The organism is Microlunatus flavus, from assembly GCF_900110855.1.
Classification (GTDB): domain Bacteria; phylum Actinomycetota; class Actinomycetes; order Propionibacteriales; family Propionibacteriaceae; genus Microlunatus; species Microlunatus flavus.
In genome coordinates, this window is record NZ_FOFA01000009.1 from 200249 (window position 1) to 226838 (window position 26590).

General features: G+C 74.7%; 22 protein-coding genes. 10 read left to right on the forward strand and 12 right to left on the reverse strand.

The features are described 5' to 3' along the window. Positions 1 to 132: 132 nt before the first annotated feature. The 5 genes from BMY04_RS18840 to BMY04_RS18860 all read left to right on the forward strand — a co-directional run bounded on the left by BMY04_RS18840 (position 133) and on the right by BMY04_RS18860 (position 6583). The gene (locus tag BMY04_RS18840) at positions 133 to 1842 is read left to right on the forward strand and encodes an alkaline phosphatase family protein (protein WP_091184960.1); all 1710 of its coding nucleotides are present in this window, start codon (positions 133 to 135) and stop codon (positions 1840 to 1842) included. Between the two features lie 151 nt (positions 1843 to 1993). Further along, entirely contained in the window at positions 1994 to 3655 is a 1662-nt protein-coding gene (locus tag BMY04_RS18845; RefSeq protein WP_091184965.1) for a catalase, read from the forward strand. Between the two features lie 131 nt (positions 3656 to 3786). After that, positions 3787 to 4581, forward strand: coding sequence for a lipase family alpha/beta hydrolase (locus BMY04_RS18850; RefSeq protein ID WP_091184969.1), 795 nt, complete (start codon positions 3787 to 3789; stop codon positions 4579 to 4581). Between the two features lie 167 nt (positions 4582 to 4748). Next, a complete protein-coding gene (locus BMY04_RS18855) occupies positions 4749 to 5318 on the forward strand; it encodes an ArsR/SmtB family transcription factor (protein WP_232506500.1) in 570 nt (189 codons plus the stop codon). After that, positions 5315 to 6583, forward strand: coding sequence for an MFS transporter (locus BMY04_RS18860; protein ID WP_170854220.1), 1269 nt, complete (start codon positions 5315 to 5317; stop codon positions 6581 to 6583). Before BMY04_RS18855 ends, BMY04_RS18860 begins: the two co-directional genes overlap by 4 nt. Before the next feature lie 113 nt (positions 6584 to 6696). On the opposite strand, the gene BMY04_RS18865 is transcribed toward BMY04_RS18860, so the two are convergent. The 4 genes from BMY04_RS18865 to BMY04_RS18880 are packed head-to-tail and all read right to left on the reverse strand — an operon-like array spanning position 6697 to position 12291. After that, the gene (locus BMY04_RS18865; RefSeq protein WP_091184977.1) at positions 6697 to 7509 is read right to left on the reverse strand and encodes an ABC transporter permease; all 813 of its coding nucleotides are present in this window, start codon (positions 7507 to 7509) and stop codon (positions 6697 to 6699) included. Further along, complete coding sequence (locus tag BMY04_RS18870) at positions 7506 to 8450, reverse strand: ABC transporter ATP-binding protein (RefSeq protein WP_091184980.1); 945 nt, start codon at positions 8448 to 8450, stop codon at positions 7506 to 7508. Before BMY04_RS18870 ends, BMY04_RS18865 begins: the two co-directional genes overlap by 4 nt. Then, positions 8447 to 9526: a LolA-like protein gene (locus tag BMY04_RS18875; protein ID WP_139209990.1), complete on the reverse strand. Its 1080-nt coding sequence runs from the start codon at positions 9524 to 9526 to the stop codon at positions 8447 to 8449. Before BMY04_RS18875 ends, BMY04_RS18870 begins: the two co-directional genes overlap by 4 nt. 5 nt (positions 9527 to 9531) lie before the next feature. After that, complete coding sequence (locus tag BMY04_RS18880; RefSeq protein WP_091184985.1) at positions 9532 to 12291, reverse strand: tetratricopeptide repeat protein; 2760 nt, start codon at positions 12289 to 12291, stop codon at positions 9532 to 9534. A gap of 105 nt (positions 12292 to 12396) precedes the next feature. Between BMY04_RS18880 and BMY04_RS18885 the strand changes: the two genes are divergently transcribed. Then, entirely contained in the window at positions 12397 to 13722 is a 1326-nt protein-coding gene (locus tag BMY04_RS18885) for a hypothetical protein (protein ID WP_091184988.1), read from the forward strand. Between the two features lie 40 nt (positions 13723 to 13762). Here BMY04_RS18885 and BMY04_RS18890 read toward each other — a convergent pair whose 3' ends face one another. From BMY04_RS18890 to BMY04_RS18920, 7 genes are all read right to left on the reverse strand, one after another. Next, a complete protein-coding gene (locus BMY04_RS18890) occupies positions 13763 to 17200 on the reverse strand; it encodes a PAS domain-containing hybrid sensor histidine kinase/response regulator (RefSeq protein ID WP_091184991.1) in 3438 nt (1145 codons plus the stop codon). A gap of 130 nt (positions 17201 to 17330) precedes the next feature. Then, a complete protein-coding gene (locus BMY04_RS18895; protein ID WP_091184994.1) occupies positions 17331 to 17612 on the reverse strand; it encodes a DUF4287 domain-containing protein in 282 nt (93 codons plus the stop codon). Between the two features lie 265 nt (positions 17613 to 17877). Then, on the reverse strand, positions 17878 to 18936 hold the full coding sequence (locus BMY04_RS18900) for a vWA domain-containing protein (protein ID WP_091184998.1): 1059 nt from the start codon (positions 18934 to 18936) through the stop codon (positions 17878 to 17880). After that, a complete protein-coding gene (locus BMY04_RS18905; RefSeq protein ID WP_232506501.1) occupies positions 18933 to 19922 on the reverse strand; it encodes a VWA domain-containing protein in 990 nt (329 codons plus the stop codon). Before BMY04_RS18905 ends, BMY04_RS18900 begins: the two co-directional genes overlap by 4 nt. Beyond that, complete coding sequence (locus BMY04_RS18910; protein WP_091185000.1) at positions 19919 to 20941, reverse strand: DUF58 domain-containing protein; 1023 nt, start codon at positions 20939 to 20941, stop codon at positions 19919 to 19921. Before BMY04_RS18910 ends, BMY04_RS18905 begins: the two co-directional genes overlap by 4 nt. Before the next feature lie 12 nt (positions 20942 to 20953). Continuing rightward, positions 20954 to 22009: an AAA family ATPase gene (locus BMY04_RS18915; RefSeq protein WP_091185002.1), complete on the reverse strand. Its 1056-nt coding sequence runs from the start codon at positions 22007 to 22009 to the stop codon at positions 20954 to 20956. After that, positions 22006 to 22917 (reverse strand): S1C family serine protease, encoded by a 912-nt coding sequence (locus tag BMY04_RS18920; protein ID WP_198410265.1) that lies wholly within the window; start codon positions 22915 to 22917, stop codon positions 22006 to 22008. The genes BMY04_RS18915 and BMY04_RS18920 overlap by 4 nt, the downstream gene beginning before the upstream one ends. Positions 22918 to 23070: 153 nt before the next feature. On the opposite strand from BMY04_RS18920, the gene BMY04_RS18925 reads away from it, so the two are divergent. The 3 genes from BMY04_RS18925 (at position 23071) to BMY04_RS18935 (ending at position 24816) form a co-directional block, all read left to right on the forward strand. Then, positions 23071 to 23898 (forward strand): SDR family NAD(P)-dependent oxidoreductase, encoded by an 828-nt coding sequence (locus BMY04_RS18925; RefSeq protein WP_091185005.1) that lies wholly within the window; start codon positions 23071 to 23073, stop codon positions 23896 to 23898. A 40-nt stretch (positions 23899 to 23938) separates the two neighbouring features. Then, positions 23939 to 24406, forward strand: coding sequence for a DUF3592 domain-containing protein (locus BMY04_RS18930; RefSeq protein ID WP_091185009.1), 468 nt, complete (start codon positions 23939 to 23941; stop codon positions 24404 to 24406). 98 nt (positions 24407 to 24504) lie between these two features. Next, positions 24505 to 24816, forward strand: coding sequence for an EthD family reductase (locus BMY04_RS18935; RefSeq protein WP_091185012.1), 312 nt, complete (start codon positions 24505 to 24507; stop codon positions 24814 to 24816). 22 nt (positions 24817 to 24838) lie between these two features. On the opposite strand, the gene BMY04_RS18940 is transcribed toward BMY04_RS18935, so the two are convergent. Beyond that, on the reverse strand, positions 24839 to 25669 hold the full coding sequence (locus BMY04_RS18940) for an oxidoreductase (RefSeq protein ID WP_091185015.1): 831 nt from the start codon (positions 25667 to 25669) through the stop codon (positions 24839 to 24841). A 173-nt stretch (positions 25670 to 25842) separates the two neighbouring features. On the opposite strand from BMY04_RS18940, the gene BMY04_RS18945 reads away from it, so the two are divergent. Beyond that, positions 25843 to 26574 carry a hypothetical protein gene (locus BMY04_RS18945; protein ID WP_091185018.1) on the forward strand — a complete coding sequence of 244 codons (732 nt, stop codon included), beginning with the start codon at positions 25843 to 25845 and terminating at the stop codon, positions 26572 to 26574. Positions 26575 to 26590: the final 16 nt, after the last annotated feature.

Sequence of the window (26590 nt, forward strand, 5' to 3'; positions counted from 1 at the left end):
GCCGTTGGACCCGGTTCCGTGGCGGGTTCCGGCAGGCGCGGGGCAGTTCGCAGTGCTTTGCCCCCTGCCCTGGCGGGCGAGGGCCCCGCGGCGGTAGACCGAGGAGACCGGTCACCGTCGAAGGAGACGTCCATGATCACTCGTCGCGCCGTCGGGGTGCTCGCCTCGACGCTGCTGGCCGCCACCGCGGTGACCGGCCTCGGCACCACCGCCGGGTTCGCCTCGCCGGCGCCCGCCGCACCCGCCCCCGCTGTCGCCCCCGCTGTCGCCGACCCGGGTGACGCCGCCCTGGCGCGCGAGAGCCGCACCCACCGCCGTACGCCGGAGGTCCTGGGCTACCGGCACCTGGTCGTGATCTACCAGGAGAACCACAGCTTGGACAACCTGTACGGCAGCTGGGGCCGAGTCGGCAAGAACAAGGTCCAGGGCCTGTCGAAGGCGGACGCCGCGCACACCACGCAGGTGCGGCAGGACGGGACGCCGTACGCCTGCCTGCCGCAGAACGACGTGAACCTGACCTCGCCGCCGCTGCCGGGCACCTGCACCGACCCGGGCCTGAGCAAGCCGAGCGCCTTCACGAACCGGCCGTTCTCGATCGACGCGCTCATCGAGCCGACCGACACGACGTGCCCCAAGCCGGGGGTCTCGTCCGGCACGGGGACGCTCAAGGGCACCGGCGACCCCGGCGGCTGCACGCGTGACCTGGTCCACCGCTTCTACCAGGAGAAGTACCAGATCGACGGCGGCCGGCAGGACCGCTACGTGACGGGCTCCGACGCGGTCGGGCTGACGATGGGCACCTACGACACGACGCAGCTGCCGATCTACACCTACCTGCACGGGCAGGAGGCGCCGCACTACGTCGTCGCCGACCGCTTCTTCCAGGGCGCGAACGGCGGGTCCTTCCTCAACCACCAGTGGCTGGTCGCGGGCCGCGCCCCGGTGGCGGACCCGACCGGCCCCATCCCCGACGGCCTGACCCGGCCCGCGGCCACCGTCCTCGACGACCAGGGCATGCCGACCAGCTACGACCAGTACGCCGCCACACGGCCGGACGTGAAGGACGGCCAGCTGACCGTCGCCTGCCCGGACCCGACGCACGTCGAGGACTACGCCCACGCCTGCGGGAACTTCGCCGTCAACACCGTGCAGCCGGCGAGCGCCCCGTACGGCAAGGGCGCCGCGATCCCGCTCGTCGACGACGCGAAGTACCCCAACATCGGCGACCGGATGAGCGCGAAGGGCGTCTCGTGGGCCTGGTACTCCGGCGGCTGGGACGACGCGGAGGCCGGCCACCCCGGCCCGCTGTTCCAGTACCACCACCAGCCCTTCAACTACTTCGCCGACTACGCCAAGGGGAAGCCGGGCCGGGCGCACCTGCAGGACGAGCGCGACTTCCTGGCCGCCGCGGCGGTCGGGAACCTGCCCACGGTCAGCTTCGTCAAGCCGTACGGCGCCGAGAACGAGCACCCCGGGTACGCCAGCGCCAGCACCGGCAGCGACCACCTCGTCGACCTGCTGAAGGCCGTCATGGCCGGCCCGGAGGCCGACGACACGCTCGTGGTCGTCACCTACGACGAGTTCGGCGGGCAGTGGGACCACGTGCCCCCGCCCGGGAAGGGCAGCCCGACGCGGGGCGCGTACGACGCCTTCGGCCCGGGGACGCGCATCCCCGCGCTCGTGCTCTCCGCGCGGATGCGCCGCTCGGGCGTCGACCACACCTCCTACGACACGACCTCGATCATCCGCACGCTGGAGCGCAGCCTGCACCTGGCGCCCGTCGGCATCCGCGACACGTTGGTCGCCGACCTGCACAAGGCGGTGCGCAAGGGCCGGGGCTGAGCCGCCCGCCGACCACCGGGCGTCGGCGGACCGGCGCGGCCGGGCAGACCGGACGCGAGCCGGACGTGTCCCGCCGCGCGAACGGGGTAGGCCCTGGGGAGGAGAGCCGCCTCGACGGCGCTCCTGCACCCCACCAGCAAGGAGATCAGCAGTGACTGACGTCGCCAGCCAGGGCCCGGCCCGCAGCGAGCAGGACCGCCCGGTCCTGACGAACCGGCAGGGCCACCCGGTCTACGACAACCAGAACCAGCGCACGGTCGGAGCCCGCGGGCCGGCGACGCTGGAGAACTACCAGTTCCTCGAGAAGATCAGCCACTTCGACCGCGAGCGCATCCCCGAGCGGGTCGTGCACGCGCGCGGCGCGACGGCCTTCGGCACGTTCGTGGCCGACGGCACGGTGGGCGACGAGCCGGTCTCGACCTACACCCGGGCCAGGCTCTTCCAGACGCCGGGCCAGGAGACCGAGGTCGCCGTCCGCTTCTCCACCGTCGCCGGCGGCCGGGACTCCTCCGAGGCCGCGCGCGACCCGCGCGGGTTCGCGGTGAAGTTCTACACCGAGGACGGCAACTGGGACCTCGTCGGCAACAACCTCGGCGTCTTCTTCCTGCGCGACGCGATCAAGTTCCCCGACTTCATCCACTCCCAGAAGCCCGACCCCGTGAGCTTCGACCGCCAGGTCGCCAACCGGGTGTTCGACTTCGCCAGCCAGACGCCCGAGTCGATCCACATGTTCTGCCTGGTGTTCAGCCCGCGCGGCCTGCCCGCGAGCTACCGGACCCAGCAGGGCTTCGGCGTGAACACGTACAAGTGGGTCAACGCCGCCGGCGAGACGCAGCTGGTCAAGTACCACTGGCTGCCGAAGCAGGGCGTGAAGTCCTGGACCGCGGCCGACGCCGCCGTCGCGCAGGGCCGCGAGCTCGGCGTGCACACGAAGGAGCTGTACGCGGCGATCGAGGCCGGCGACCACCCGTCGTGGGAGCTGCACGTGCAGCTGATGAGCGACGACGAGCACCCCGAGCTCGACTTCGACCCGCTGGACGACACCAAGGTGTGGCCGGAGAACGACTTCCCGCTGCGCAAGGTCGGCACGATGACGCTGAACCGCACCCCGCAGAACTTCTTCACCGAGAGCGAGCAGATCGCCTTCGGCACGGGTGTGCTCGTCGACGGGCTCGACTTCTCCGACGACAAGATGCTCGTCGGGCGCACGTTCAGCTATTCCGACACCCAGCGCTACCGCGTCGGCCCGAACTACCTGCAGCTGCCGGTGAACGCGCCGAAGACGCGCTTCGCCACCAACCAGCGCGACGGGCAGATGGCGTACGCGGTCGACCTCGGCGAGGGCCAGAACCCGCACGTCAACTACGAGCCCTCGATCCTGGGCGGGCTGCGCGAGGCGCAGGCCCCGACCCACGACGAGCAGGGCCCGGAGATCACCGGCCGGCTGACGCGCAAGCGGATCCCGCGGACCGACGACTACACCCAGGCCGGCCAGCGCTACCTGCTCAGCGAGGCGTGGGAGCAGGACGACCTGGTCGCCAACTTCGTCGACGCCCTGTCGCAGTGCGACCGGCCGATCCAGGAGCGCATGGTCTGGCACCTGTTCATGGCCGAGGACGAGCTGGGCCGGCGCGTCGGCGAGGGCCTGGGCATCAGCGCGGACGACGTCCGCGGGCTCGAGCCGCTGCAGACCCAGACGCTCACCGAGGCCGAGCTCGAGCGGGCGGCCAACCTGGGCAAGAACGGTTCGCGCGACGTCACCGGGCTCGTCATGACGCACTGCGTCCCGAACGAGCACGTCACGCTCGGCTGAGCGGGCTGACCCCACCGAGCGGCCATCGGTAGGCCGCCCCCTGAGAACCGCCGAGCGGTAGGTTGCCGCGCGAAGTCGAGCCAGATTCGCGCCGCAACCTACCGCTCGTGGCGTCCGGGGACACTGGGGCGGTGGCCCGCCCGTTCGACGCCCTCTCGCCCCAGCGCCGGCGGCTGGTCGTCGGGCTCCTGGTCGGGGTCGGCGCGCTCGTGCTCGCCCTGGTCGCGACGACCGTCGTCCGCGGCCTGACGCGGGGCGGGCCGGTCCCGCAGGACCAGCCCGGACCGGTGCTGCTGGTGCCCGGGTACGGCGGCCGTACGGCCTCGCTCGACCCGCTCGCGGCGGTGCTGCGCGCCGAGGGTCGTGACGTCACCGTGGTGAGCCTGCTCGGGGACGGCACCGGCGACCTCGACGCCCAGGCTGCTCACCTCGCCGACGTGGCCGACGACGTCCTGCGCACGAGCGGGGCGCCCTCGGTCGACGTGGTCGGCTACTCCGCCGGCGGCGTGGTCGTCCGGCTCTGGGTGCGCGACCACGGCGGCGGCGAGCAGGCCCGCCGCGTCCTCACGCTCGGGTCGCCGCAGCACGGCACGAGCGTCGCCGCCCTCGGCGCCCAGGTCGCCGGCGGGTGCCCGACCGCGTGCGAGCAGCTCCTGCCCGACAGCGCGCTGCTGCGCCGCCTGAACGCCGGTGACGAGACCCCGGCGGGACCGGAGTGGGCGACCGTACGTTCCGGCGCCGACCAGGTCGTCACACCGACCGGCTCCGCCGCGCTGGCCGGCGCGCTGAACGTCCTCGTCCAGGACGTCTGCCCCACGGCCACCACCTCGCACTACGCGCTGCCGGCCGACCCCGTCGTCGCCGCGACGGTTCGCTCGACGCTGGGCGCCGGCCCCCCGGCGGCTCCTGCGACCGGCTGCGGCTGATGCTCGATCCCCGACCCGGGACGACGGCACCCGCGTACGGCTGAACGTGCGCGGCGCCGGGTGGGCCGCCCTGGATCGCGGATGCCGCAGACCGCCTCGGCCGGCCGACCACGACAACTGCACAAGACTTCTTGTGCAACTGCTCTTGCTGATCTAGCGTCGACGACGTGACCCCGCGAGACGTGCAGACTCTGACCGAGGCCAAGGCCTTGAGCGCGATGGCGCACCCCCTCCGGACGCGCCTGCTCGACGTCCTCGCGGTCGACGGTCCGTCGACGGCGTCGGTGCTGGCCACGCGGACCGACCAGGCGGTCGGCAACGTCAGCCACCACCTCAAGGTCCTGGCCGCGGCGCGCCTCGTCGAGGAGGCGCCCGAGCTGGCCCGGGACCGGCGGGAGCGCTGGTGGCGGCTCGCCGCACCCTCCACGCGCTGGTCGAGCGCCGAGCTGGTCGACGACCCGGCGGCCGTCGACGCCGCGCTGGCGGCGGAACGGCTAGCCCTCACCCGCCAGCACGAGCGCGCGCGGGCCTGGCTCGACGAGGGGCGGCCCGACGACCCGTGGGCGGACGCGGCGTTCGCTCTCCAGCGCTGGCTGCGGCTGACCCCCGACGAGCTCCGGCAGGTCAGCGCCGAGCTGATCGCGGTCGTGGACCGCTGGGCGGCGCGCGGGTCCGACGAGGACCCGGCCCGGCAGCCGGTGCTGGTCTTCGCCCGCGGCTTCCCCACGCAGCCGTGAGCGCGCCGGCACCCGACCGGCAGCCGTGGGCCGGGCGCGGGTTCGGGCTGCTGTGGTTCGGGGAGGGCGTCAGCCTGCTCGGCGGGGCGACGGCCGGCGTGCTGCTGCCGCTCCTGGCCGTCGTGGCCTTCCACGCGGGCCCGGTCTGGATGGGCCTGCTGTCGGCGGCCGCCTGGCTGCCGTGGCTGGTGGTCGGCCTGCCCGCCGGTGCCTGGGTCGACCGGCTGCCGCCGCGCGCGGTGATGATCGTGGCCGACCTGGTCGCCGCGCTCGTCGTCGGCAGCGTGCCCGTGGCCTGGTGGTTCTCCGCGCTCACGCTGCCGCACCTGCTCGTCGTCGCCCTCCTGAACGGCACCTGCGCGGTCTTCTTCCGCACCGCGTACGTCGCGCTGCTCCCCCGGGTCGTGCCCGACCACGACCTCGAGCGGGCCAACGGCCGCCTGGCCGGGACCGAGTCGTGCGCCGGCATCGTCGGTCCGGGGCTGGCCGGGCTGCTCGCCCAGGTCGTCTCGGCCGCCTCAGGCCTGGTCGTCGACGCGCTGAGCTACCTCGTCTCGGCCCTCTGCCTGTGGCGGGTGCGCCCCGTGACCCCCTCCCGCCCCGCCAGGACGACCGAACCGCTCCGCAGCCAGGTCCGCACGGGCCTCCGGATCGTGCTGCGCGACCCGTACCTGCGCTGGCTCAGCGGGCTGGGTGGCCTGTCGAACCTCGGCCTCACCGGCTACCAGGCGCTGCTCGTGCTCTACCTGGTCCGCGAGCTGCAGGTGCCGGGGTCGGCCGTCGGCGTGGTGCTGACCCTCGGCGCCACCGGCGGTGTCCTCGGGGCGGTGCTCGGGGCGCCCGTCGCCCGGCGCTGGGGCTCCGGCCGGGCGTCGACCTGGCTCCTCGTGCTCAGCGGGCCGCCCGCGCTGCTGCTGCCGCTGGCCTCGCCCGGCCGGGGCGTCGTCCTGGTCGTCGTCGCGACCTTCCTCGCCGGCGCCCTCGTGGTCGCGGGCAACGTCGTCCGCGCCGCCTGGCGCCAGCGCTACGTGCGGCCCGAGGTGCTGGGCCGCGTGGTCACGACGATGCAGCTGGTCAACTACGGCACGATGCCGGTCGGCGGCGTGCTCGCCGGCGGGCTCGCCACCGCACTCGGCACCCGTACGGCCATCGGCCTGCTGGCCGGCGTCCACCTCGTGGCGTGCCTCGGCATGCTGCTGAGCCGGTTCCGCAGTCTCCGCGAGCTCCCGCGGCGATCGACGCCGACGGCCGTCGGGCACGGCTGATCGTGGCCGCTTGGCGCAGGTTCCACGTCCTCTGCCACCCCTGCAGACCTGGCAGAGCGGGGCCGTTTCACGACAACGTGAAATGCACGAGGGCCGGACCTTCTGAGCGGGCGTCAGCCGTCGACGTCGGAGGTGGAGAAGTTCGCCCAGGCGGCGAGGCCGAAGACGACGAGGTAGCCGAGCTGGACCAGCAGGCCCCGGACGACGTCGTCCCACAGGATCGGGTCGCGGAACAGGTCCACGAACGCCAGCCAGTAGCGCGTCGGCAGGTAGGGGTGCAGGGCCGAGGCGGCGTCGAGGCCGAGCAGCACCGTCGAGGCGATGAGCAGGCCGACGGTGCCGAGCGCGGCCCCGACCGAGGAGCTGGTGAGGGTCGACAGGAACAGCGCGACCGCGGCGACGCCGAGCATGCAGACGACCATGTACGCCAGCGCCAGGGCGGTGCGCCAGGCCAGCTGCTGCGGCGTGAGCGTCGAGCCGCTGAGGCTGACGGTCCCGGTCGCCGGCGCGGTGCCGAGCAGCAGGCGCCCCTCGACCGCGGCGACCGCGGCCACCACGAGCACGGCGAGGACGACGAACACCACGACGGTGACGAGCTTGGCCACCAGCAGCCGGAGCCGGCCGACGGGCCGGACGAGGAGGTAGCGCAGCGTCCCCGACTGGACCTCGCCGGCCACGGCGTCGCCGCCGAGCACGGCGACGGCGATCGGCAGGAACAGCGGCAGCACGACCCCGAGGGCCGCGAGCGGGAAGAGCGTCCCGTCGGTCAGCACCGCGGACAGGAAGGGCGGGCCCTCCCCCGGCCCGGGCGCGACGTCGGTGACCGCCAGCAGCACCGCGACCAGGGTCGGGAGCGCCACGAGCATGCCCAGGACCACCCAGGTCCGCGGCCGCAGCACCAGCTTGACCAGCTCCACGCCGATCACGAGGTCAGCACCTCCGCCCGGGTCTCGACCGGAGCCGGGGGCACGCTGCTCGCCTCCAGCACGACCTGCTCGAGGTCGCGCTCGTACGGACCGAGCCGGGCCACGCGGACGCCGGAGCCGACCAGGTGGTGGTTGAGCGAGGCGGCGTCGTCGGCCCGGACGAGCATCCGCTCGCCGGCCACCTCGACCACCGCGTCCCCCAGCAGCCGCGCGGCGGCGTGGGCGTCGGGGCTGTGGACCTCGACCAGGCCGCTGGGGCGCAGCAGCTGGTCGAGCCGGTCCTGCAGCACGAGGCGGCCCCGATCGAGCACGCCGACGTCGGTGCACATCTGCTCGATCTCGGCGAGGAGGTGGCTGGAGAGGAAGATCGTCGTGCCCTCCGCGTTCAGGGCGAGCAGCAGCGTGCGGATCTCGCGGATGCCCTGCGGGTCCAGCCCGTTCGTGGGCTCGTCCAGCACCAGCAGCCGGGGGCGGCGCAGCAGGGCGGCGGCGAGGCCGAGGCGCTGCCGCATGCCGAGGGAGTACGCCCGGACGGGCCGTCGGTCGGCCGGGTCGAGCCCGACCTGCTCCAGCACCTCGGCGCACCGGCGGCGGCGGTCGCGGCGCGGCAGCGGGTCCGGCCCGGCGGCGTCGAGGAGGGCGAGGTTCAGGCGCCCGGAGAGGTGGTCGTACGCGCCAGGCCCCTCGACCAGGGCGCCGACCTGCGGCAGCACCGTCGTGCGGGACGCGGGCATCGGCGCACCGAGCACCTCGGCCGACCCCTCGGTCGGCAGGACCAGGCCGAGGAGCATCCGCACGGTCGTCGTCTTGCCCGAGCCGTTGGCGCCGAGGAAGCCGTAGACCGCCCCCTCCGCGACCTCCAGGTCGATGCCGTCGACCGCGCGCAGCTCGCCGTAGCGCTTGGTGAGGCCGCGGGTGCGGATCACGGCCGTGCCGCTCATGCGCGCTCCTGCAGCTGGGCCGCCGCGGCGGTGAGCGTCTCCGGGGTCACGGTGCCGGCGAGGAGGAAGCCGCCGCCCCGGCCGGGCAGGCGCGTCAGCAGGACGCTGATCGGACCGACGGGGGCGAGGGTGCCGGCCGACGTCTGCGTGGTGCCGGCGTTGCGCTCGAGCTGCTCGCGCAGCGGCCGGGCGACCGAGCCACGGAGCGGGAAGACGATCATGGTCGTGGGACCTCTCCCGTAGACGCCGACCGCGCCGGGGTCACGGCCGTCGCGCGTGGGCAGCCCGGCGACGGAGGACGGCAGGTCGGCCAGCTCCAGTCCGTTGGCAGCCGCGGCCACGTCGGTCGACTCCTCGTAGGCGAGGGCGACGCTGGCCGGCGGGTCGAAGCGCACCGCGGACACCGCCGGCGGGCGCAGGTCGAGCTCGGTCAGGGTCGTGCTGAGCACCGGCGTCGTGCCGCCCCGGCCGTACAGGTCGACCCGCAGCGGCAGCCAGGTCGTCGGCTCGAACCACGCCTCGACGCGGCCGACGGTGCTTGCCGGGTCCGACGGCCGCAGGACGAAGCCGACCGCATCGACCCCGGCGATCCGACGCCCCTGGAGGAACGCCACCTCGTCGACCTGCGCCCCCTGGAACAGGTCGCGGCCCAGCGACGGCGGCAGCACGTCGACGGCGTCGGGGAGGCGGATGGTGGAGACCGGCGAGTAGGTCGCCCGCTCGGACTCGAAGACCCAGCGCACCTGGCCCCGCCCGTCGCGGAACGTGTCCGTCTCGCCGGTGCTGCGGACCCGGTCGACCCGCCAGCTGTCCTCGCCGCGCCACCAGGCCCGCAGCTCGACCTGCTCGCCGAGCAGCGTGCCCAGGGTCGCGAAGGAGTCGCTGCTCGGCAGCTGGAGCGTCCCGGTGCTCTGCGCCCGACCGGACCAGCCGACGTCGGCCGAGGCCTGGATGCGGGCGAGGACGTCGGCCGTGGGGCGCGTCGGGGGCCCTCCGCCGGGGCGGTGCTGGACGGCTGCGGGCAGGGCGACGAGGAGCACGGCGGCGCCGAGCACGACGAACCAGCGCCACCTCACGGGCGTCACCGTACGTGCGCGGGCCTAACTGGGGCGCTGCTCGCCGGATCCCGTGCCGGACCTCCGGGCGCACCCATCACCGCCGCGACCAGCTGCGCCAGCGGGGTCGCGCGCCCCTCCTCCCGCGCGGCCTCGAACGCCTCCGGCCCCAGCTGCTCGCGCACCCGGGCGATGTCGGCCGCGATGTCGTCGGCCGCGGTGCTCGGCGGGCGAGGCGTCCCGAGGGTCTCGCGCAGCACGTCGGCCCCGCCCCACAGCCGGGCCGCCCCGGCGAGGTCCTGCCGGGCCGCCGCCACCGTGCCCGCGCCCTCCAGCGCGTACGCGACGCACTCGCGGTCGTCGATGCCCTGGGCGAGCCGCATGCTCTCCGCGAAGCGGGCCTGCGCCTCGTCGAGCTCGCCCTCGGCTCGGTGCACGTCGCCGAGGTTGATCAGCGCCGTCGCGAGCCCCCAGGTGTCGCCGAGGCGGCGGTTCAGCGCGACGGACTCCTCGAGCAGGGTGCGGGCCCCGGCGAAGTCGTCGCCCGCGATGCGCACCAGGGACAGGTTGATCAGCGTCCGGCTGGTCTGGACGCGGTTGCCGATCCGGCGGTTGGTCGCGAGCGACTCCTCGAGCAGCTCCCCGGCCCGCCCGAGCTCCCCGAGCTCGAGCGCGATGACCCCGAGGTTGCCGAGGGCGGAGGCGATCTGGGCCTCGTCGCCGGTCGTCCGGGCGGCCGTCAGGGACGCCTCGTACGCCTCCCGCGCCGCCGGGTAGTCGCCCTGCAGCCAGGTGAGGGTGCCGACGCCGCCGAGCGCCACGCTGCGCAGCGGGTGGGTGTCATCGACCACCTCGGCCGCCCGGCACAGCCACTGGCGGCCCTCGCGGGCGTGGCCGCGGATCCACCAGAAGTAGAGCAGCGCGGAGGCGGTGGCGACCAGCGCGTCGCCGTCCCCGTGGTCGTCGAACCACCGCAGGGCCGCCCGCAGGTTGTCGTGCTCGGCCTCGAGCCGGTTCAGCCAGGTGCGCTGCTCGGCACCGGTCAGCTGGTCCTTGGCGCGTTCGGCGAGCGCGCGGTAGTGCGCGGCGTGCCGCTGGTGCACCGCGTCGTCCTGTCCCCCGGCCTCGAGGACCTCGCGGGCGTACGCGCGGATCGAGTCGAGCAGGGTGAAGCGGCTCTCGCCGAGCAGGTCGTAGGCCACGACCAGGTTGTCCTCGACGAGAACCGACATGACCTCGACGACGTCGACGGCCCCGGCGTCCGGCCGGTCGGGTTCGACCACCCCGCACACCGCCTCGGCGGCCTCCAGCGAGCAGCCGCGCTCGAAGACGGCGAGCGCGTCCAGTACCCGACGCTCGTCGGGACCGAGCTGGTCGACGCTCCAGGCGATGGTGGAGCGCAGCGTCTGCTGCCGGCTCGGGGTGTCGCGCGGTCCGCCGGCCAGCAGCTCGAAGCGGCGGTCGAGGCGGCGCAGCAGGTCGGCCGGGGACATCAGCCGGGTCCGGGCGGCGGCCAGCTCGAGGGCGAGCGGCAGCCCGTCGAGGCGGCGCACGAGCTCGGCGACCTCGTCGGCGTTGTCGGGCGTCAGCGCGAACCGCGGCCGTACCGTGCACGCCCGGTCGACGAACAGCCGGACGGCGTCGGAGCCGGCCACCTCGTCCACGCCGGCCCCGCGCCGCGGTGCCGCCAGGGCGGCGACCGGGTACTCCTGCTCCGCCTCGAGGCGCAGCGGGGTCCGGCTCGTCGCCAGCACGCTGAGCCCGGGGCACGCCTCGAGGACGTCGCCCAGCCCGGCGACGCCGTCGACGACGTGTTCGACGTTGTCCAGGACCACCAGCTCGGTCCGGTCCCGGAGCGCGTCGACCAGCGCGCGGACCACAGCACCCTCGCCCGGCTCCGCGGTCTCGGGCAGGCCGAGCGCCTCGCCGACGGCGGGCAGCACCCCCGCGGGCTCGGCGAGGGTAGCCAGCCCCACGTACGTGGCCCGTCCCTCCCGGGCGGCCTGCTCGCCGACCGCCAGGGCCAGCCGCGTCTTGCCGATGCCGCCCGGCCCGAGGAGGGTCACCAGCTGCCGGTCAGGCCGCGCGAGCAGCGCGGAGAGCTCGGCCAGCTCGCGGTCGCGGCCGACCAGCGCCGTGTAGACCCGGGGCCACGTCGGCCGGTGCTGACCGTCGGGGTCCTCGCTGCGCCCGTCCTCGCCGCCACCTCCCCCGTGGACGGGCTCGGGGGGCGGGTCCGGCGCCGGCACGGGGCCGGCAGCGGGCCCGGGGACGAGGGACGCCTCGAAGCGCTCGGTGAGCATCAGCGCGAGGTCGTCGGTGACGAGCCGCCGCAGCTCGTCGGGGGTGTCGAAGGACTTGTAGGAGGCCGTGTCGTCCGCGCGGATCCGGTCGAGGAGCGTCTCCAGCCGCTCCTGGCGCCCCTTGGCCGGCGTCTTGACGTAGATGAGCTTGGGCTTGGGGCCGCAGAGCCGGTATTCGTCCTCCAGCCCGGAGACCTCCTCCTCGGGCGCGACCCAGCCGTAGCTCTCCCAGTAGATGCCGACGAAGACGTGGCTCTGGTCGAGGTAGGCGCGGTAGAGCTCGCGGGGCGGGTGCGGGCGTGCGCCCAGCTCGAACATGACCGGCGACAGGTGCAGCGACTCGACCGCCGCCCGGACGGCGCGGCGCTCCGGCACGAGCTCGCGCAGCGTCGAGGAGACGAACACCCGCAGCCGGTGGTCCGGCGTGCGGATGACCCGGCTCGGCCCCTGCCCCGACGGCTGACCCCCGACCCCCTCAGGCACGACGGCACGATATCGCCGAGCGCCCCGCTGTGGGAGAGATCACGTCGGGGGTGGCTGCCACCCGTATTTGTCCGGTCCTCGGCCGACGGGCCCTATGCTCCGGACGTGCAGGTCCGTGCGGAGACCGTTGTCGAGGGCCAAGACCTGGAGGTCCTGCACCCGCTGTACCTCAACGCGATGGCTCCCCTGCTGACCCGGGCCGCGGCGCGCCACGTCCTCACCCGCGCCGAGTTCGACGAGGAGATGGCCGACCCCCGCATCACCAAGGTCGTGGTGCGCGACGACGACGGCCACCCCTGCGGGCTGACGACGCTGACGTACGACCTCACGGCCGTGCCGTGGATCAACCCGTCCTACTACTGGAGCCGCTTCCCGGACGCGGTCGCCCGTGGTGCGCTGTGCTACCTCGGCTACATCTTCGTGGACCCCGAGCGCCGCCGTTCCCAGGCGCTGCTCCTGATGGCCTCGGAGATCCGCCGGCGGCTCGAGGCGGGCCGGGTCGTCATCGGGTTCGACACCTGCGCCTACAACGACGAGCACGGCATCGGCCGCTGGGCCGGCTGGCTCTTCGGCCCGCGCAGCACCGTCTCCGGTCTCGACGTGCAGAGCTACAGCGTCGCCGACTACCGCCACGGGCGGCTCCCAGCCGACCCGCCCTACCCGCGCCAGGTGGCGGCGGACGACCTGCGGCTCGTGAGCCTGGCCGAGCGGCCCGACCTCGTCGACGAGATCGGGGCGCTGCTGTCCTCGCGCTGGCCGATGTTCATGCTCGCCGGGCACCCGGGCCACGACGAGCAGCTGGACGCCCTCGTCGCGGGCGCCCCCGAGCACCAGGTCGTGGCGGTCGACGCCGAGGACCGGGTGCGCGGCGTGGCCTTCTCCCTGCCGCTGGACTGGGACGGCACGCCCGAGGACCTGCCGGCCGGCTGGGACGACGCCGTCACGCGGGCCGCTGACCTCCAGCGCTCCGGCCGGCGGGCGACCGCGGCGACGGCCCTGTCGATCACGGTGGCCTCCGACGCGTCGCGGCGAGGGCTGGCCGTCCGCCTCGTCCGCGCGCTGCGGGAGCTCACCGCGGAGTCCGGCGTACCGGCCCTGATCGCCCCCGTCCGGCCGGTGCTCAAGCAGCACTACCCGCTGGTGGACATGGCGGACTACCTCACCTGGCTGGGGGACGACGGCGAGGCGTTCGACCCGTGGCTGCGCACCCACCTGCGCTTCGGCGCGCGGGTGCTCGGGGTCGCCGCCGCGTCGATGACGATCACCGGCACGACCGAGGACTGGCGCGGCTGGGTCGACGACCCGCTCCCGGGGTCCGGGCGCTACGTCGTGCCCGGCGGGCTCGCGCCGCTGGCCGTGCAGGACGGCCGCGGCACCTACGTGGAGCCCAACGTCTGGGTCGTCCACGACGTCGAGCCGCGAGCCGTCTGAGGACTGCCGCCCGGGCCGCGTCTCGCGACGTCCCGCTGGCTCAGGCGGCCCGGCGCCCGATCTCGTCGAGGGCGTGCAGGGCGAGCCGGAGCTCCAGGGCCAGGACGTCGACCAGGTCCGGCCGGTCGGCCAGCGCGGCCGGCCCGGCCTCCTCGAGGTCGGCGCACAGCGCGGCCACCCGGACCGCGCCGATCGTCGCCGCCGAGCCCTTGAGCTCGTGGGCGGCCATGACGAGCGCGTCGTCGTCGCCGCGCGCCACGCAGGTACGGATCGTGGCGAGCCGGTCGTCGGCCCGGCGCGCGAAGGAGGCGATGAAGGTCGCCAGCAGGCTCTCGCCCTGCGCGGTGCGCAGCTCGGCGAGGCCCTCGATCTGCTCCACGTCGATCCGGTCGACGTCCGTGCCGCGCTGGTCGACGAGGTGGGGTCCGGAGCGGACGTCCGGCTCGACGGCCTGGGGCGCCGCGGTCCGCGCGGCCGGCACCCACCGTTCGAGCACGTCGGCGAGCCGCCCCGGCTCGATCGGCTTGGCCAGGTAGTCGTCCATCCCCGCAGCGAGGCAGCGCTCGCGGTCGGCCACGGTCGCGCTGGCGGTCAGCGCGACGACCGGCATCCGCGTGCCCCCGCGCTCCGCCTCGCGGATGCGGGCCGTCGCCGCGAAGCCGTCCATCACCGGCATGTGGCAGTCCATGAGCACCAGGTCGTAGGTCTGGCGGCGCAGGGCGTCGAGGGCCTCGACGCCGTTTGCCGCCAGGTCGGCGCCGAAGCCGAGCCGTTCGACGAGCCCGCGCGCGACCACCTGGTTGAGCTCGTTGTCCTCGACGACGAGCACCCGTCCGCGCGAGGCGGGTGCCGGCAGGCGCACGGGCGCCGCCACCACGGGCTCGACGTCGTCCGGCCGGGTGCCGGTCACGGCTGCGGCGACCGCCGAGCGGAGCGCGTCCGCCCGCACGGGCTTGCTGAGCCAGGTCGAGACACCGGCGGAGGCGACCTCCTCGGGCGCCGGGCGCGGGGCGGAGCTGAGCATGATCATCGGCAGCCCGGTCAGCGCCGGGTCGGCGACGACGCGGCGTCCCAGCTCCAGGCCGTCGACGTCGGGCATCAGCAGGTCGAGGACGGCGAGGTCGTACGGGTCGGTGCCCGCCCGGGCGCGGAGCGCGGCGAGCGCCTCCTCGGCCCCCTCGGCGACGTCGACCTGCACGCCCCACGACGACAGCTGCGCGGTGACGATCGTGCGGTTCGTCGCGTTGTCGTCGACCACCAGCGCCCGCAGACCCTCGGGAAGCACGGCGGGCGCGGCGTAGGGGGCGTCCCCGCCGACGACCGGCCGCCCGACCGGCAGCGGCACGTGGAAGAAGAAGGTGCTGCCGGCGCCCATCTCGCTGGTGACGCCGATCGTGCCGCCCATGGCCTCGACCAGGCGCCGGCAGATCGCGAGGCCGAGACCGGTGCCGCCGTAGCGCCGCGTGGTCGACGCGTCGGCCTGCGCGAAGGACTCGAACAGCCGGTCCTGGTCCTCCGGCGCGACCCCGATCCCGGTGTCGACGACCTCGACGACCACGACCACCCGCTCGCCGTCCGCCCCGGCCTGCCCGTCGGCGGGGTCCTGGAGGGTCGACGGCCTCGACGAGACCCGGATCTGGACCTCGCCCTCGGCGGTGAACTTCACGGCGTTGGAGGCGAGGTTCAGCAGGACCTGGCGCAGGCGCACGTGGTCGCCCCGCACCACCGGGACCGTCGCGGGGTCGACGTCGACGATGAGCTCGAGCCCCTTGGCGTACGCGGCGGGCGCGAGGAGGTCGCCGACCTCCTCGGCCAGGCGGCGCAGCTCGACGTCGTCGGCGTCGAGCACGAGCTTGCCGGCCTCGAGCTTGGAGAAGTCGAGGATGTCGTTGATGACGTCCAGCAGGGCCTGCCCGGCGTGGTGCACACCCTGGACGTAGTCGCGCTGCTGCGCGTCCAGGTCGGTGTCGAGCAGCAGCGAGACGAGGCCGATCACGCCGTTCATGGGCGTGCGGATCTCGTGGCTCATGGTCGCCAGGAACTCCGACTTGGCCCGGGCCGACTGCAGCGCGTCCTCGCGCGCCTGTTCGAGGACCTGGGCCGCGCGGCGCCGCTCGGTGATGTCCTGCGCGGAGAAGGAGATGCCGGTGACGACGCCGCCCTCGTGCACCGGCGAGACCGTGAGGGCGACGGGGACCTCGCTGCCGTCGGGCCGCTGCCAGACGATCTCGTACGCCTCCAGCGGCTCGCCGCGCCGCGCCGCCTGCAACCGCGCGTCCACGCTGCGCCGGTTGGGCTCGGGCAGGAAGCCGCTGCCGCGCCCGATCGCCTCCGACGCGCAGAGGCCGAAGAGCGACTCGGCCGCCGGGTTCCAGGCGGTGACAGCGCCGTCGAGGCCGAAGCCGATGATCGCGTCGCGCGACGACGTCACGATCGAGCCGAGGGTGGCGAGCTCGGCCGTGCGCTCGGCGACCTTCTGCTCCAGCCCGCGGGTGAGCGTCAGGTTCTCGTAGACGATCATCACCTGGCGCACGGCGACGGCGACGAGCAGCAGCACCCCGACGAAGAGCAGGAACGGGTCGTCGCGGACGACCTGCAGGGCCAGGACGACGGCCGCGGCCAGCACCGGGACGTACGGCACGAGCTGGCCGGCCAGCTCCAGGTCGCGGCGGCGCAGCGTCCGTTCCGTCGGGACCAGCGTCGCGATCCCGATGAGCACCGGGGCCGCGATCCAGCCGACGACCAGCGGCCCGCCCGTGAGGCCGGTGGCGCCCTCGGCGAGGAGGCGGACGTAGATGCTGTCGGTGACCGCCCAGGTCACCAGGCCCGCGCCCATGCAGGCCCAGGTGAGGTGCCAGCGGGGCGGCTGACGCATGCCGAGGGTCAGGACGACGGCGCACAGGGCGATGTCGGCGACGGGGTAGGCCAGGGTCGCCCAGCCGGTGGCGCTGCTCATGTCGACCGAGCCGCGCAGGGCCCGCAGGACGGTGCGTTCGCTGACCAGCACGACGGCCGCGGTGATGACGAGGGCGTCGAGCACGCTGCGGAAGCGCGAGATCAGGCGTTGCGGCGGGCGCGGGAAGATCAGCAGGGCCACCAGCAGGGGCAGCACGGCGCCGAGGTAGGCCACCAGGTCGGTGACCGACGAGGGCGAGGGCAGCTCGCCGGTCAGCAGGGAGCTCGCGAACAGCAGCTGGCCGACCGTGGCCAGCCCCAGCGCCACCGAGGCCAGCACCCACGACCGGCGGGTCTCGTCGCTGCGCCAGGCCCGGAGCAGGCACCGGCTGCACCCGTAGAGCAGCGCCACCGCGAGCGCGAGGTTCCCGACGACGAGGCGCCAGCCGTCCGTCGCCGACGTGGTGAGCAGGTAGGCGGTCAGCGCGGCGGTGGCCACGACCCAGGCGGCGAGCTCGAGGCCCGGCCGGCGCCACGAGCCCCACGCCGAGCGTGCGCGGCCACGGCGGGCGGCAGCGGTCACGACGACCGTCCGTGGTGGGGGTGGCGCTCGGCAGGCATGCGGCTTCCTTCGTCGATCCCCCGAGGACGATGCGGAGCGAAATGTACTCCGGCTCAGCAGAATACGGGGTCGGCGCCGCGCAACCGGTCGCTCAGCGCGCGGCGATCCCGTCGAGGCGCAGGACGGCGGACTCGTCGCGGTGGCTGCCGGTCGTGCCCACGTGCTTCTCGGGCGCCACGGGCCCGTTCTTGAGCACGCCGTGGAAGGCCATGGCGTGCCCGCGGCCGACCCCGTACGTCTCCGCCAGCCAGGCCACCACCTCACCGGCCTTGGTCTGCGGGCCGAACCCGCGTTCCGCGGCCTCGTCAAGGAGCTGCTGGGGCGTACGCCCCGTCTTCGTCTCGAGCGCGTCGAGGTAGGCCTGGTACGACATCGGTCCTCCTGGTGCGTGGGCTGCTCCAGGAGACCCTGCCGCGCTCCCCCGCTCATCGGCGGGTCGGGTTCCCGCTCCTCGCGGCAGGTCGAGTCCCAGGTTCTTCACATTCACGTGAGAAACCGATGCTCCACCCAGCAGATCTGCTGCGGGAAGCACCAGTTCCGTGCGTGCACCGTGGACTTTCACGTGAACGTGAGAAACCGGTGACCAGACCCGCGCCGTGCGAAGCGGGGGCCGTGCGAGGCGGAGCCGGCGGGCGGGGTCAGCGCACCGTACGGACGCGCGACCACCACAGCGAGAGGGACAGCGCGGCGACGACGAGCAGGCCGCCGGCCCCGGCGAACCAGGACGCGACGTCGACGTTCTTGCGGGCGACGGTGACGTGGCTCGGGAGGTCGCCGAGCGCGTCGGCGAGCTGGTCGGCGTTCTCGGCGCGGTAGTACTGCCCGCCGGTCGTCTTGGCCACGCCCTTCAGCGCGTCCTCGTCGATGACCAGCGGGCTGCGCCCCCCGAACCGTCCGCCCCCGCCACCGACGCCGCCGTACCCGCCGCCGCCCGCCCAGCCCCCGGCCTGCTGCCCGGTGCACGCCATCCGGCTCGGGGTGGTCGTGCCGAAGCCGATCGTGAAGACCCGCAGGCCGCGGACCGCGGCGGTCTCCGCGGCGACGGACGGCTCGGGGCCCTGCGTGTTGGCGCCGTCGGTGAGCACCACGATCACGTCGGGGGCGAAGCCGTCGCGCTGCGCCGTCTCCGCGTCCACCCCGCTCGGCGCCACCGTCGGGTCGACGGTCGCGATGCCGTCGACCGACGTCAGGATCGCCGAGCCGATCGCGGTCCCGCGCGCGGTCGAGAGGCCGTTGATGGCGGTGACGAGCGCGTCGGTGTCGGTCGTCGGCGGCACCTGCACGCCGGCGACCCCGGCGAAGGCCACCAGGCCGATCCGGACGTCGCCGCCCTCCGCCTCGATGAACTTGATCGCCGCCTGCTGGGCGACGGTGATGCGGTTCGGGTCGACGTCGGTCGAGCACATCGACCCCGACACGTCCATCGCGAGCATGATCGTCGTCGAGTCCGAGGCGACCGGTACGCGCGCCTGCGGCCGGGCGGCGCCGACGCCGAGCAGCACGAGCCCGAGCAGGAGCAGCAGGCCGGGAAGCAGCCGCACCCGGCGCGTACGCGTGGGCAGGGCCTCGCGGACGAGCGCGATCGAGGTGACCCGGACGGCGGCCTGCCGGCGTCGGCGCCGGACGAGCCAGGCGAGCGCCAGCAGGAGCGGCACCGCCAGCAGCGTGAGGAGGGCCCAGGGCCAGGTGAGGGTCACACCAGCCTCCCGGTGCGCAGGGTGGTGAGGGCGGCGCCCGCGACCAGGAGGGCCAGCGCGGCGGCCACCACGCCGCCGGCCAGCGGGACGTCCTGGCGGGAGACGGTGAGGCGCAGGTCGATGCCGGAGGCGACGCCGTCGAGCTCGGCGGCGTCGGAGGCGGGGTGGTACGCGCCGCCGGTCGTCTGCGCGAGGGCGGTCAGCCGGTCCGCGTCGAGCGCGGTGTGCAGGGCGTAGCCGTCCACCTTCACGTCCGCGCCGGCCGCCGTGCCCACGCCGACGGTCTCGAGGTGCACGCCGGCGTCCTGCGCCAGCGCGGCGGCGGCGTCCGCGTCGTCGGCCCCGCCGGCCGCCTGCCCGCCGCCGCCGTCGGAGAAGAGCACGATCGTCGCCGAGGTCCAGCGGCCGATGTCGGGCCGGGAACCGTCGCGCCCGAGCGTCACCGTCTTGCCGGTGACGGCGCTGAGCGAGCCGAGGATCGCCGAGGCGAGCGACGTGCCGCCGGACAGGCGCAGGCTGGCGACGGCCGCCCGCGAGACGTCGCGGTCCGCGGTCGGCAGGGACGTCGTCAGCGCGCCCTGGTCGAAGCCGACCACGCCGATGTCGACGTTCTCGGGCTGCGCGTCGATGAACGCGGTCGCCGCGCGCTGGGCTGCCGCGAGCCGGGACGGCGCGACGTCGGTGGCCCCCATGCTTCCCGAGACGTCCATGGCCAGGATCACCGTGCCCGCGCTGCGGCCGACGGGCAGCGCCGCCGCCGGGCCCGCCCACGCGAGCGCCAGGAGGAGGACCCCGCCGAGCGTCAGCCAGCGCCCGAGCGGGAGCCCTCGTCCACCCGGTGCGGCGACCCCGGCCGCCGCCAGCGCCGCGGAACGGCTGCGGGTCAGCCGCAGCGCGCCGAGGACGAGCGCAGCCGTCACCAGGAGGCCGACCACGAGGAGCACCGGGTGCGCCAGGGTCAGCCCCGGACCGGCCGACGCGTTCACGAGGCGCCGCCCCGGACGGGCTGCCGGGTGCGTCCCACGACCTCGACGAGCGTGGTCACCAAGTCCGCGGCGGTGTCGACGCGGTGCAGCGGGACGCCCGCCTGCCGCATCCCGGTCCGCAGGTCGTCGTCGCGGCGGGCCACCCCGTCGTCGAACCGCGCCCGGAACCACGGGTCGCCCGAGTCGAGGAGCAGCTGCTCGCCGGTCTCCGCGTCCTCCACGACGACGAGTCCGACGTCGGGCAGCGCCTCGTCGGCGGCGTCGACGACCCGCAGCGCGACCACCTCGTTGCGGTGGGCCAGCCGGACCAGCGGCCGCTGCCAGTCGCCCGTGCCGATGAAGTCGGAGACCACGACCACGAGGTTGCGCCGGGCCAGACCGGCCACGGTGCCGAGCATCGCGGCGAGGTCGGTCGTGCTGCCGGCTGCCGGCGTACGCGCCCGCGAGCGCCGGGGGCGCCACCTCGACCCGCGGGCCGGCGGTGGGACCGGTGCCGCAGCGGAGACGTCGTCGCGCCCGAGCTCGCGGGCGATGCGCAGCGCCTGGTTGCGGCCGCTGCCCGGCGGCACCACGCGCGGGGCGCCCGACCCGTACAGGACCGCGCCGACCCGGTTGCCGCTGCGCCCGAGGAGCCGGGCGAGGACCAGGGCCAGCTCGGTGAGCACGTCGGCCTTGCCGCGCGCGGCACCCTCGCCCGAGCGGGCGCCGCCCACCCCCATCGAGGCGGAACGGTCCAGCACGAGCCACGCGGTGAGCTCGCGGTCCTCGCTGAACTCGCGCACCTGCGGCTCATCGAGCCGGGCGGTGACGTTCCAGTCGATGTGGCGGGCGTCGTCGCCCTCGGCGTACGCGCGCAGCCCGGCGAGGTCCATCCCGCTGCCGCGCCGCGGGCTGCGGTAGGCGCCCTGCAGGCGGCCGTCGAGCTGGCGCAGCACCGTCCACTCCAGCCGGTGCAGGAGCGCGTCCGGAGCCGTGGGCCGCGCGGGCGCGGTCCCGAGGGTCTCCGGGGTGACGGTCACGGTCTCCTCCGCTCAGCCCTGGAGGACCACGTCCGGGGCCGCGACCGCGCGCAGCACCCGGACCAGGACGGTGTCGGCGTCGAGGCCGTCGGCCAGCGCCTCGTACGACAGCACGACGCGGTGGCGCAGCACGTCGAGGCCGATCTCGTCGACGTCGTGCGGGAGCACGTAGTCGCGCCCACGCAGGAACGCGAGGGCCCGGGCACCGAGCACCAGGGCGATGCTGGCCCGCGGGCTGGCGCCGTACGTGACGTAGCGCTCCAGGTCGCCCTGCCCGACCGAAGCGGGCGAGCGGGTCGCGGCCACGAGGCGTACGGCGTAGTCGACGATCGCCGGGTCGACGTAGACGCGCTCGACCTGCTCGCGCATGGCGACCAGGTCGGCCGGCTGCAGCATCACCTGCGGCGCCGGCGCGGGCTGCAGGGCCCGTTCGACGATGGCGTGCTCCTCGGGCGAGGACGGGTAGCCGACGAGGACCTTCATCATGAAGCGGTCGACCTGCGCCTCGGGCAGCGGATACGTGCCGTCGGACTCGATCGGGTTCTGCGTCGCCATGACCAGGAACGGTTCCGGCACGCGGTGCGTCTCGCGCCCGATGGTCACCTGGCGCTCCTGCATGACCTCGAGCAGCGCGCTCTGCACCTTGGCCGGGGCGCGGTTGATCTCGTCGGCGAGCAGCAGGTTCGCGAAGACGGGGCCGAGCGTCGTCTCGAACTCGCCGGTCCGCTGGTGGTAGACGCGGGTCCCGACGAGGTCGGCGGGCACGAGGTCCGGGGTGAACTGGATGCGCTGGAAGGCCCCGCCGATCGCGCCGGCCAGCGACTTCACCGCCAGCGTCTTGGCGAGGCCCGGCACGCCCTCGACGAGCAGGTGGCCGCCGGCGAGCATCGCGACCGCCATCCGCTCCAGCAGCACGTCCTGCCCGACGATCGTGCGCTTGACCTCGAAGAGGACCTGCTCGAGCGGGTTCGCGCTGCCCGCGGCGGGTGGACGGGCCTCCTCCTGCTGCTGGCGCTGCTGCTCCACGCTCGCGCGCGACCACGCGTGCGGGTCGGGTGCCTGCGTCATATCTGCGGTCCTCCTCCTGGTCCGGGGCCGTCCCCACCACCGCCGAGCGCGCTGCCGATCGGCACTGCGAAGCCGATCCCGGCCCACGCCTCGTCCTTGCCCGGGTCGGCGATCGAGATGACCACCCCGACGAGCAGGCCCTGCCGGTCGAGCAGCGGACCGCCCGAGCTGCCCGGGTTGACCGCCGCGTCGAACTGGATCAGGCCCTTGACCGTCCCGGTCTCGGTCCGGCTCGTGCGGCCGAGGCCGGAGACGACGCCGGTGGTCGTGCTGTCCTGCAGGCCCAGCGGGTTGCCGATGGCGACGACGTCGGTCCCGACCGCGGTCCCGCCGCCGAGGGCGACGGGCACGACGACCTCGGGCAGCTTCTGCGGCGTCAGCGTCGCGGTGTCGTTCTTCGGGTTGGTGGACGCCACCTTGGCCGGGCTCCGCGTTCCGTCGGCGAACACGACCGTCACGGCCCCGCCGTCGGCGACGACGTGGTTCGCGGTGAGGACCAGGCCCTTGTCCGTGACGACCGTCCCGGTGCCGAGCGCGCCCTTGGCGGTGGTGATCAGCACGACGGACGGCACCACCTGGCGGTAGAGGTCGGTCGTCGGCAGCGGCGTCGCGCTCGGCCTCGGCGTGGGCGACGGCGAGGGGCTCTGCGCGTCGAGGGCGGCGGAGGTCGACCCGAGGCGGAAGGCGAGGGTCCCGATGACGGCCATGGCCACGACGAGCACGGCGCCCGCCGCGACGAGCCAGCGCCAGGACGCCGTACGTCCGCGGCCCGGACCCTCGCCCGTGCCCGTCGTGGGGCTCGGGTCCGGCTCGCCGGACGGGCGGGTGTCGATCGTGTCGGGACCCTCCGGGCCACCGGCCCCGGGCGCGCGGAACCCGCGCTGCCGGCCAGCCCCGGTGGGGTCCATGCGGACAGCCTATGGACGCTGCCTAGCCCCCAGCTGGGCGTCGAAGAAGCCGGCTCCCGCACGAAACCGGGGACTGGCGCACAGCCGCGAGGGAGTTGGTGGCTTCCGGCACCCTGTGCGGGACGTTCGACCGAACCCCGGAGGCTCCGCCGCATGGACCGCACGACCATCGTCATCACCGGCGCGAGCGACGGCATCGGGGCCGCCGCGGCCCGGCGCCTCCACGCGGAGGGGCACGAGGTGGTCCTCGTCGGCCGCTCAGAGGCCAAGACCGCAGCCGTCGCGGGCGAGCTGGGCGCGACCGCGTACACGAGCGACTTCTCCGACCTGGCCGACGTGCGCCGGCTGGCCGACGACCTGCGCGCGAACCACCCGCGCATCGACGTCCTGGCGAACAACGCCGGCGGGATCATGGGGCACCGCGCGCTCACCGTCGACGGCTTCGAGCGGACCTTCCAGGTCAACCACCTGGCGCCGTTCCTGCTGACGAACCTGCTCATGCCGACCCTGGTCAGCAGCGACGCGACGGTCGTGCAGACCGCGAGCATCGCCGCGCGGCTCTTCGGCCACGTCGACCTCGACGACCTGCAGCTCGAGCGCGGCTACAGCCCCGACCGCGCGTACGGGAACGGCAAGCTCGAGAACATCCTCTTCACCCGTGAGCTCGACCGCCGCCACCGCGCCGACGGCATCGCCGCCGCGGCGTTCCACCCCGGGATCGTCGGCACGAGCTTCGCCAGCGACACCACCCACCCGATGCGCTTCGTCTACCACACGCCGGTGATCAAGAACCTGTTCACGATCAGCCCGGAGCGCGGGGCGAAGGGGCTGGTCTGGCTCGCGACGCAGGAGCCCGGACGCGCCTGGCCGACGGGGCAGTACTTCGAGCGCAACAAGGTCGCCAAGAGCAACCCGCAGGCCCGCGACGCGGACCTGGCGCGCGGCCTGTGGGACCGCAGCGCGGAGCTGGTCGGCCTCTGAGGGCTGTGCGGGAGCCGCGTCGCTGCTAGCGTCCGGCGCCATGTCCTTCGGGCGCGCGTTCCGCCTCGTCGCGGTCGCGCTCGGAGGCCTCGCCGTGGTGCTGACGATCATCTGCGTCGTGAACGTGGTCCGCACCCGGGCGTTCCTCGCCGACAGCGTCGTCGCCACGGGCCAGGTCGTCGAGCTGGTCGCCCGCCAGAGCTGCGAGGACGACCAGGACGACGAGGACCGCCGGGTCTGCACCATCGCGTACGCCCCGCGGATCTTCTTCACCACGGCCGACGGGCGCGACGTCGACTTCGTCTCCGGCACGGCGAGCAGCCCGCCGTCGTACGCCGAGGGTGACGTGGTCGACGTCCGCTACCGGCCGGCCCGACCCGCCGACGCCCGGATCGACTCGGTCGCCGGCGTCTGGCTCGCGGTGATCATCACCGGCTCTCTCGCCGTGGTGTTCGCGGGGATGTGCGCGGTGTGGGTCGTGCTGGCGGTCAGGTTCCGGCGGGAGTGACGGTGCCGTCGCTCGCGACCAGCCGTCGCCCTCGCAGGGGGCTGGCCCCGACGGGGCCGCGGCGGGACGATGAGGGATCCCCACGAGGAGGAACCCCGATGACCGCCAAGCTGCTCGTGCTCTACCCCGCCCCGCCCGACGCCGCGGCGTTCGACGCCTACTACGTCGAGCACCACCTGCCCCTCGTCCGCGCCGTCGCGGGGCTGCAGGCGATCACGCGGAACCTGGGGCCGATCGGCGCGCCGGGCGGGCCGTCGACCTACCACCAGGCCAGCGCGTACACGTTCGCCTCGATGGCCGAGCTGCAGCAGGGCCTCGGGTCGCCCGAGGGCCAGGCGGCCGCGGCCGACCTCGCGAACTACGCGCCCAAGGGGACCGAGATGCTCGTGTTCGAGGAGGGCACCCTCTGAGGCGGGGGCTGACCGCGCCGGCTCAGTCGTCGAAGTCGGTGCTCCGGCTCAGCGTCTCCCACGCGTCCACCTCGTCGAGCAGGGTGTGCAGCGCCGTGCGGAACGAGTCCGACGCGTCGTTGCCGAGCAGCAGCATGTACGGCGGCGCGTCCGACTCGACCGCCTCGATCAGCGCGGCGGCGGCCTTGGCCGGGTCGCCCGGCTGCGTCCCGTGGACGGTGTCGTTCTCCTTGCGGCGCTTGCCCGCCGTGTCGGCGTAGTCGGCGATCGGCTCGGCCGACTGGGTCAGCGAGCGCCCGGCGAAGTCGGTGCGGAACCCGCCCGGCTCGACCACCATGGCGGTGATCCCGAGCGGGGCCACCTCCTTGCGCAGCGCCAGCGTGAGCGACTCCACCGCCGACTTCACGGCCGCGTAGTAGCCCGAACCCTCCGGCGCGACCCGCGCACCGATCGAGGAGAGGTTGACGATCGTGCCCGAGCGCCGCGCGCGCATCGCGGGCAGCACGGCCTTGGTCGTCCGGACGGTGCCGAACACGTGCGTCTCGAACAGCCGCCGGACGTCGGAGTCGACGCCCTCCTCCAGCGCGGCCCGGTAGCCGTAGCCGGCGTTGTTCACGAGCACGTCCACCCCGCTGAACCTCTCCTCCGCGGCCTGCACGGCCGCGGCCACCTGGGCGTCGTCGGTGACGTCGAGGGCCACCGCCAGCCCGGTGTCCGGGTGGGCGTCGGCGAGGTCCTGCACGGAGGCGACGTCGCGCGCCGTGACGACGACGTTCTGCCCGCGGTCGAGGACGGCCTGGGCGAACGCGCGCCCGAGGCCGGTGGAGCAGCCGGTGATCAGCCAGGTGGTCATGCGCCTACCCTGCCTGGCCCTCGCCCCGGCGGGGTGGGAGCCCCCCGCCCGCCAGTACGGGTTCGCGTGCTGCCCGGGGGTGCACGGACCGGTCTAGCGTCCCCTCACCGCCTGAATCCGACCCGTACGCCGACGCCGCTGACGCCCGTCCGCCGAGACCGAGGAGCAGGACCATGAGCAGGATCCTCCGCGTGCTGGTCGCCGCCGTCGCCCTCGCGACGCTGCTCGCACCGACCGCCACCGCCGACGACTCGGCACGCCGGTCGCACCACGCCCGGGTGGTCCCCGCGGACCACGTCGCGGGGAGCAGCGGTGGTCGCATCGTCGGCGACTGGTTCTTCGAGAGCCTGTCGCTGCCGGCGTCCCAGAGCCCGTTCGCCGGTGCGGCGAACCTCTGCCTGGACGTCGGCCGGCACGACCGGGTGCTGTCCCCCGTCGGCGGGGTGCAGGGCCCGGACGGGCTGATCGAGATGTCGTGCACGGTGCACGTCGGACGGCCGGTCGTCCTGGTGATGGCCAACGCGGACTGCAGCTCGGCGGAGGAGCCGCCCTTCTACGGCGGCACCGCGCAGGAGCAGCGTCGCTGCGTGGTGAGCGTGCTGAACGACCTCGCGGACGTCCGCTCGATCGACGTCAGCGTCGACGGCGGACCGGCCACCGACATCCACCGCCCGCGCTTCTTCGAGGTGTCGTCGCAGCGCCACGTGGTTCTTCCCGAGGACGCCGTGTTCGGGGCGAAGCCCGGGCCGGCCACGTACGTCGCGGCCGCCTGGATGGCCCAGGTCAAGGGCCTGAAGCGCGGGACGCACACCGTCGAGGCCGTCACGACGCTGAACGACGGAACCGTCTACCGCTTCGTCGTGCACCTCACGGTCGTGACCGGCAAGCCGTCGCGGCAGGGCTGACCCCGGGGAGAGCCGG

Coding starts and splice junctions, on each gene's coding strand:
- BMY04_RS18840 (WP_091184960.1), top strand. CDS start 133: ATGATCACTCGTCGCGCCGTCGGGGTGCTCGCCTCGACGCTGCTGGCC.
- BMY04_RS18920 (WP_198410265.1), bottom strand. CDS start 22,917: ATGGACCCCACCGGGGCTGGCCGGCAGCGCGGGTTCCGCGCGCCCGGG.
- BMY04_RS18945 (WP_091185018.1), top strand. CDS start 25,843: ATGAGCAGGATCCTCCGCGTGCTGGTCGCCGCCGTCGCCCTCGCGACG.
- BMY04_RS18915 (WP_091185002.1), bottom strand. CDS start 22,009: ATGACGCAGGCACCCGACCCGCACGCGTGGTCGCGCGCGAGCGTGGAG.
- BMY04_RS18940 (WP_091185015.1), bottom strand. CDS start 25,669: ATGACCACCTGGCTGATCACCGGCTGCTCCACCGGCCTCGGGCGCGCG.
- BMY04_RS18870 (WP_091184980.1), bottom strand. CDS start 8,450: ATGAGCGGCACGGCCGTGATCCGCACCCGCGGCCTCACCAAGCGCTAC.
- BMY04_RS18935 (WP_091185012.1), top strand. CDS start 24,505: ATGACCGCCAAGCTGCTCGTGCTCTACCCCGCCCCGCCCGACGCCGCG.
- BMY04_RS18895 (WP_091184994.1), bottom strand. CDS start 17,612: ATGTCGTACCAGGCCTACCTCGACGCGCTCGAGACGAAGACGGGGCGT.
- BMY04_RS18930 (WP_091185009.1), top strand. CDS start 23,939: ATGTCCTTCGGGCGCGCGTTCCGCCTCGTCGCGGTCGCGCTCGGAGGC.
- BMY04_RS18925 (WP_091185005.1), top strand. CDS start 23,071: ATGGACCGCACGACCATCGTCATCACCGGCGCGAGCGACGGCATCGGG.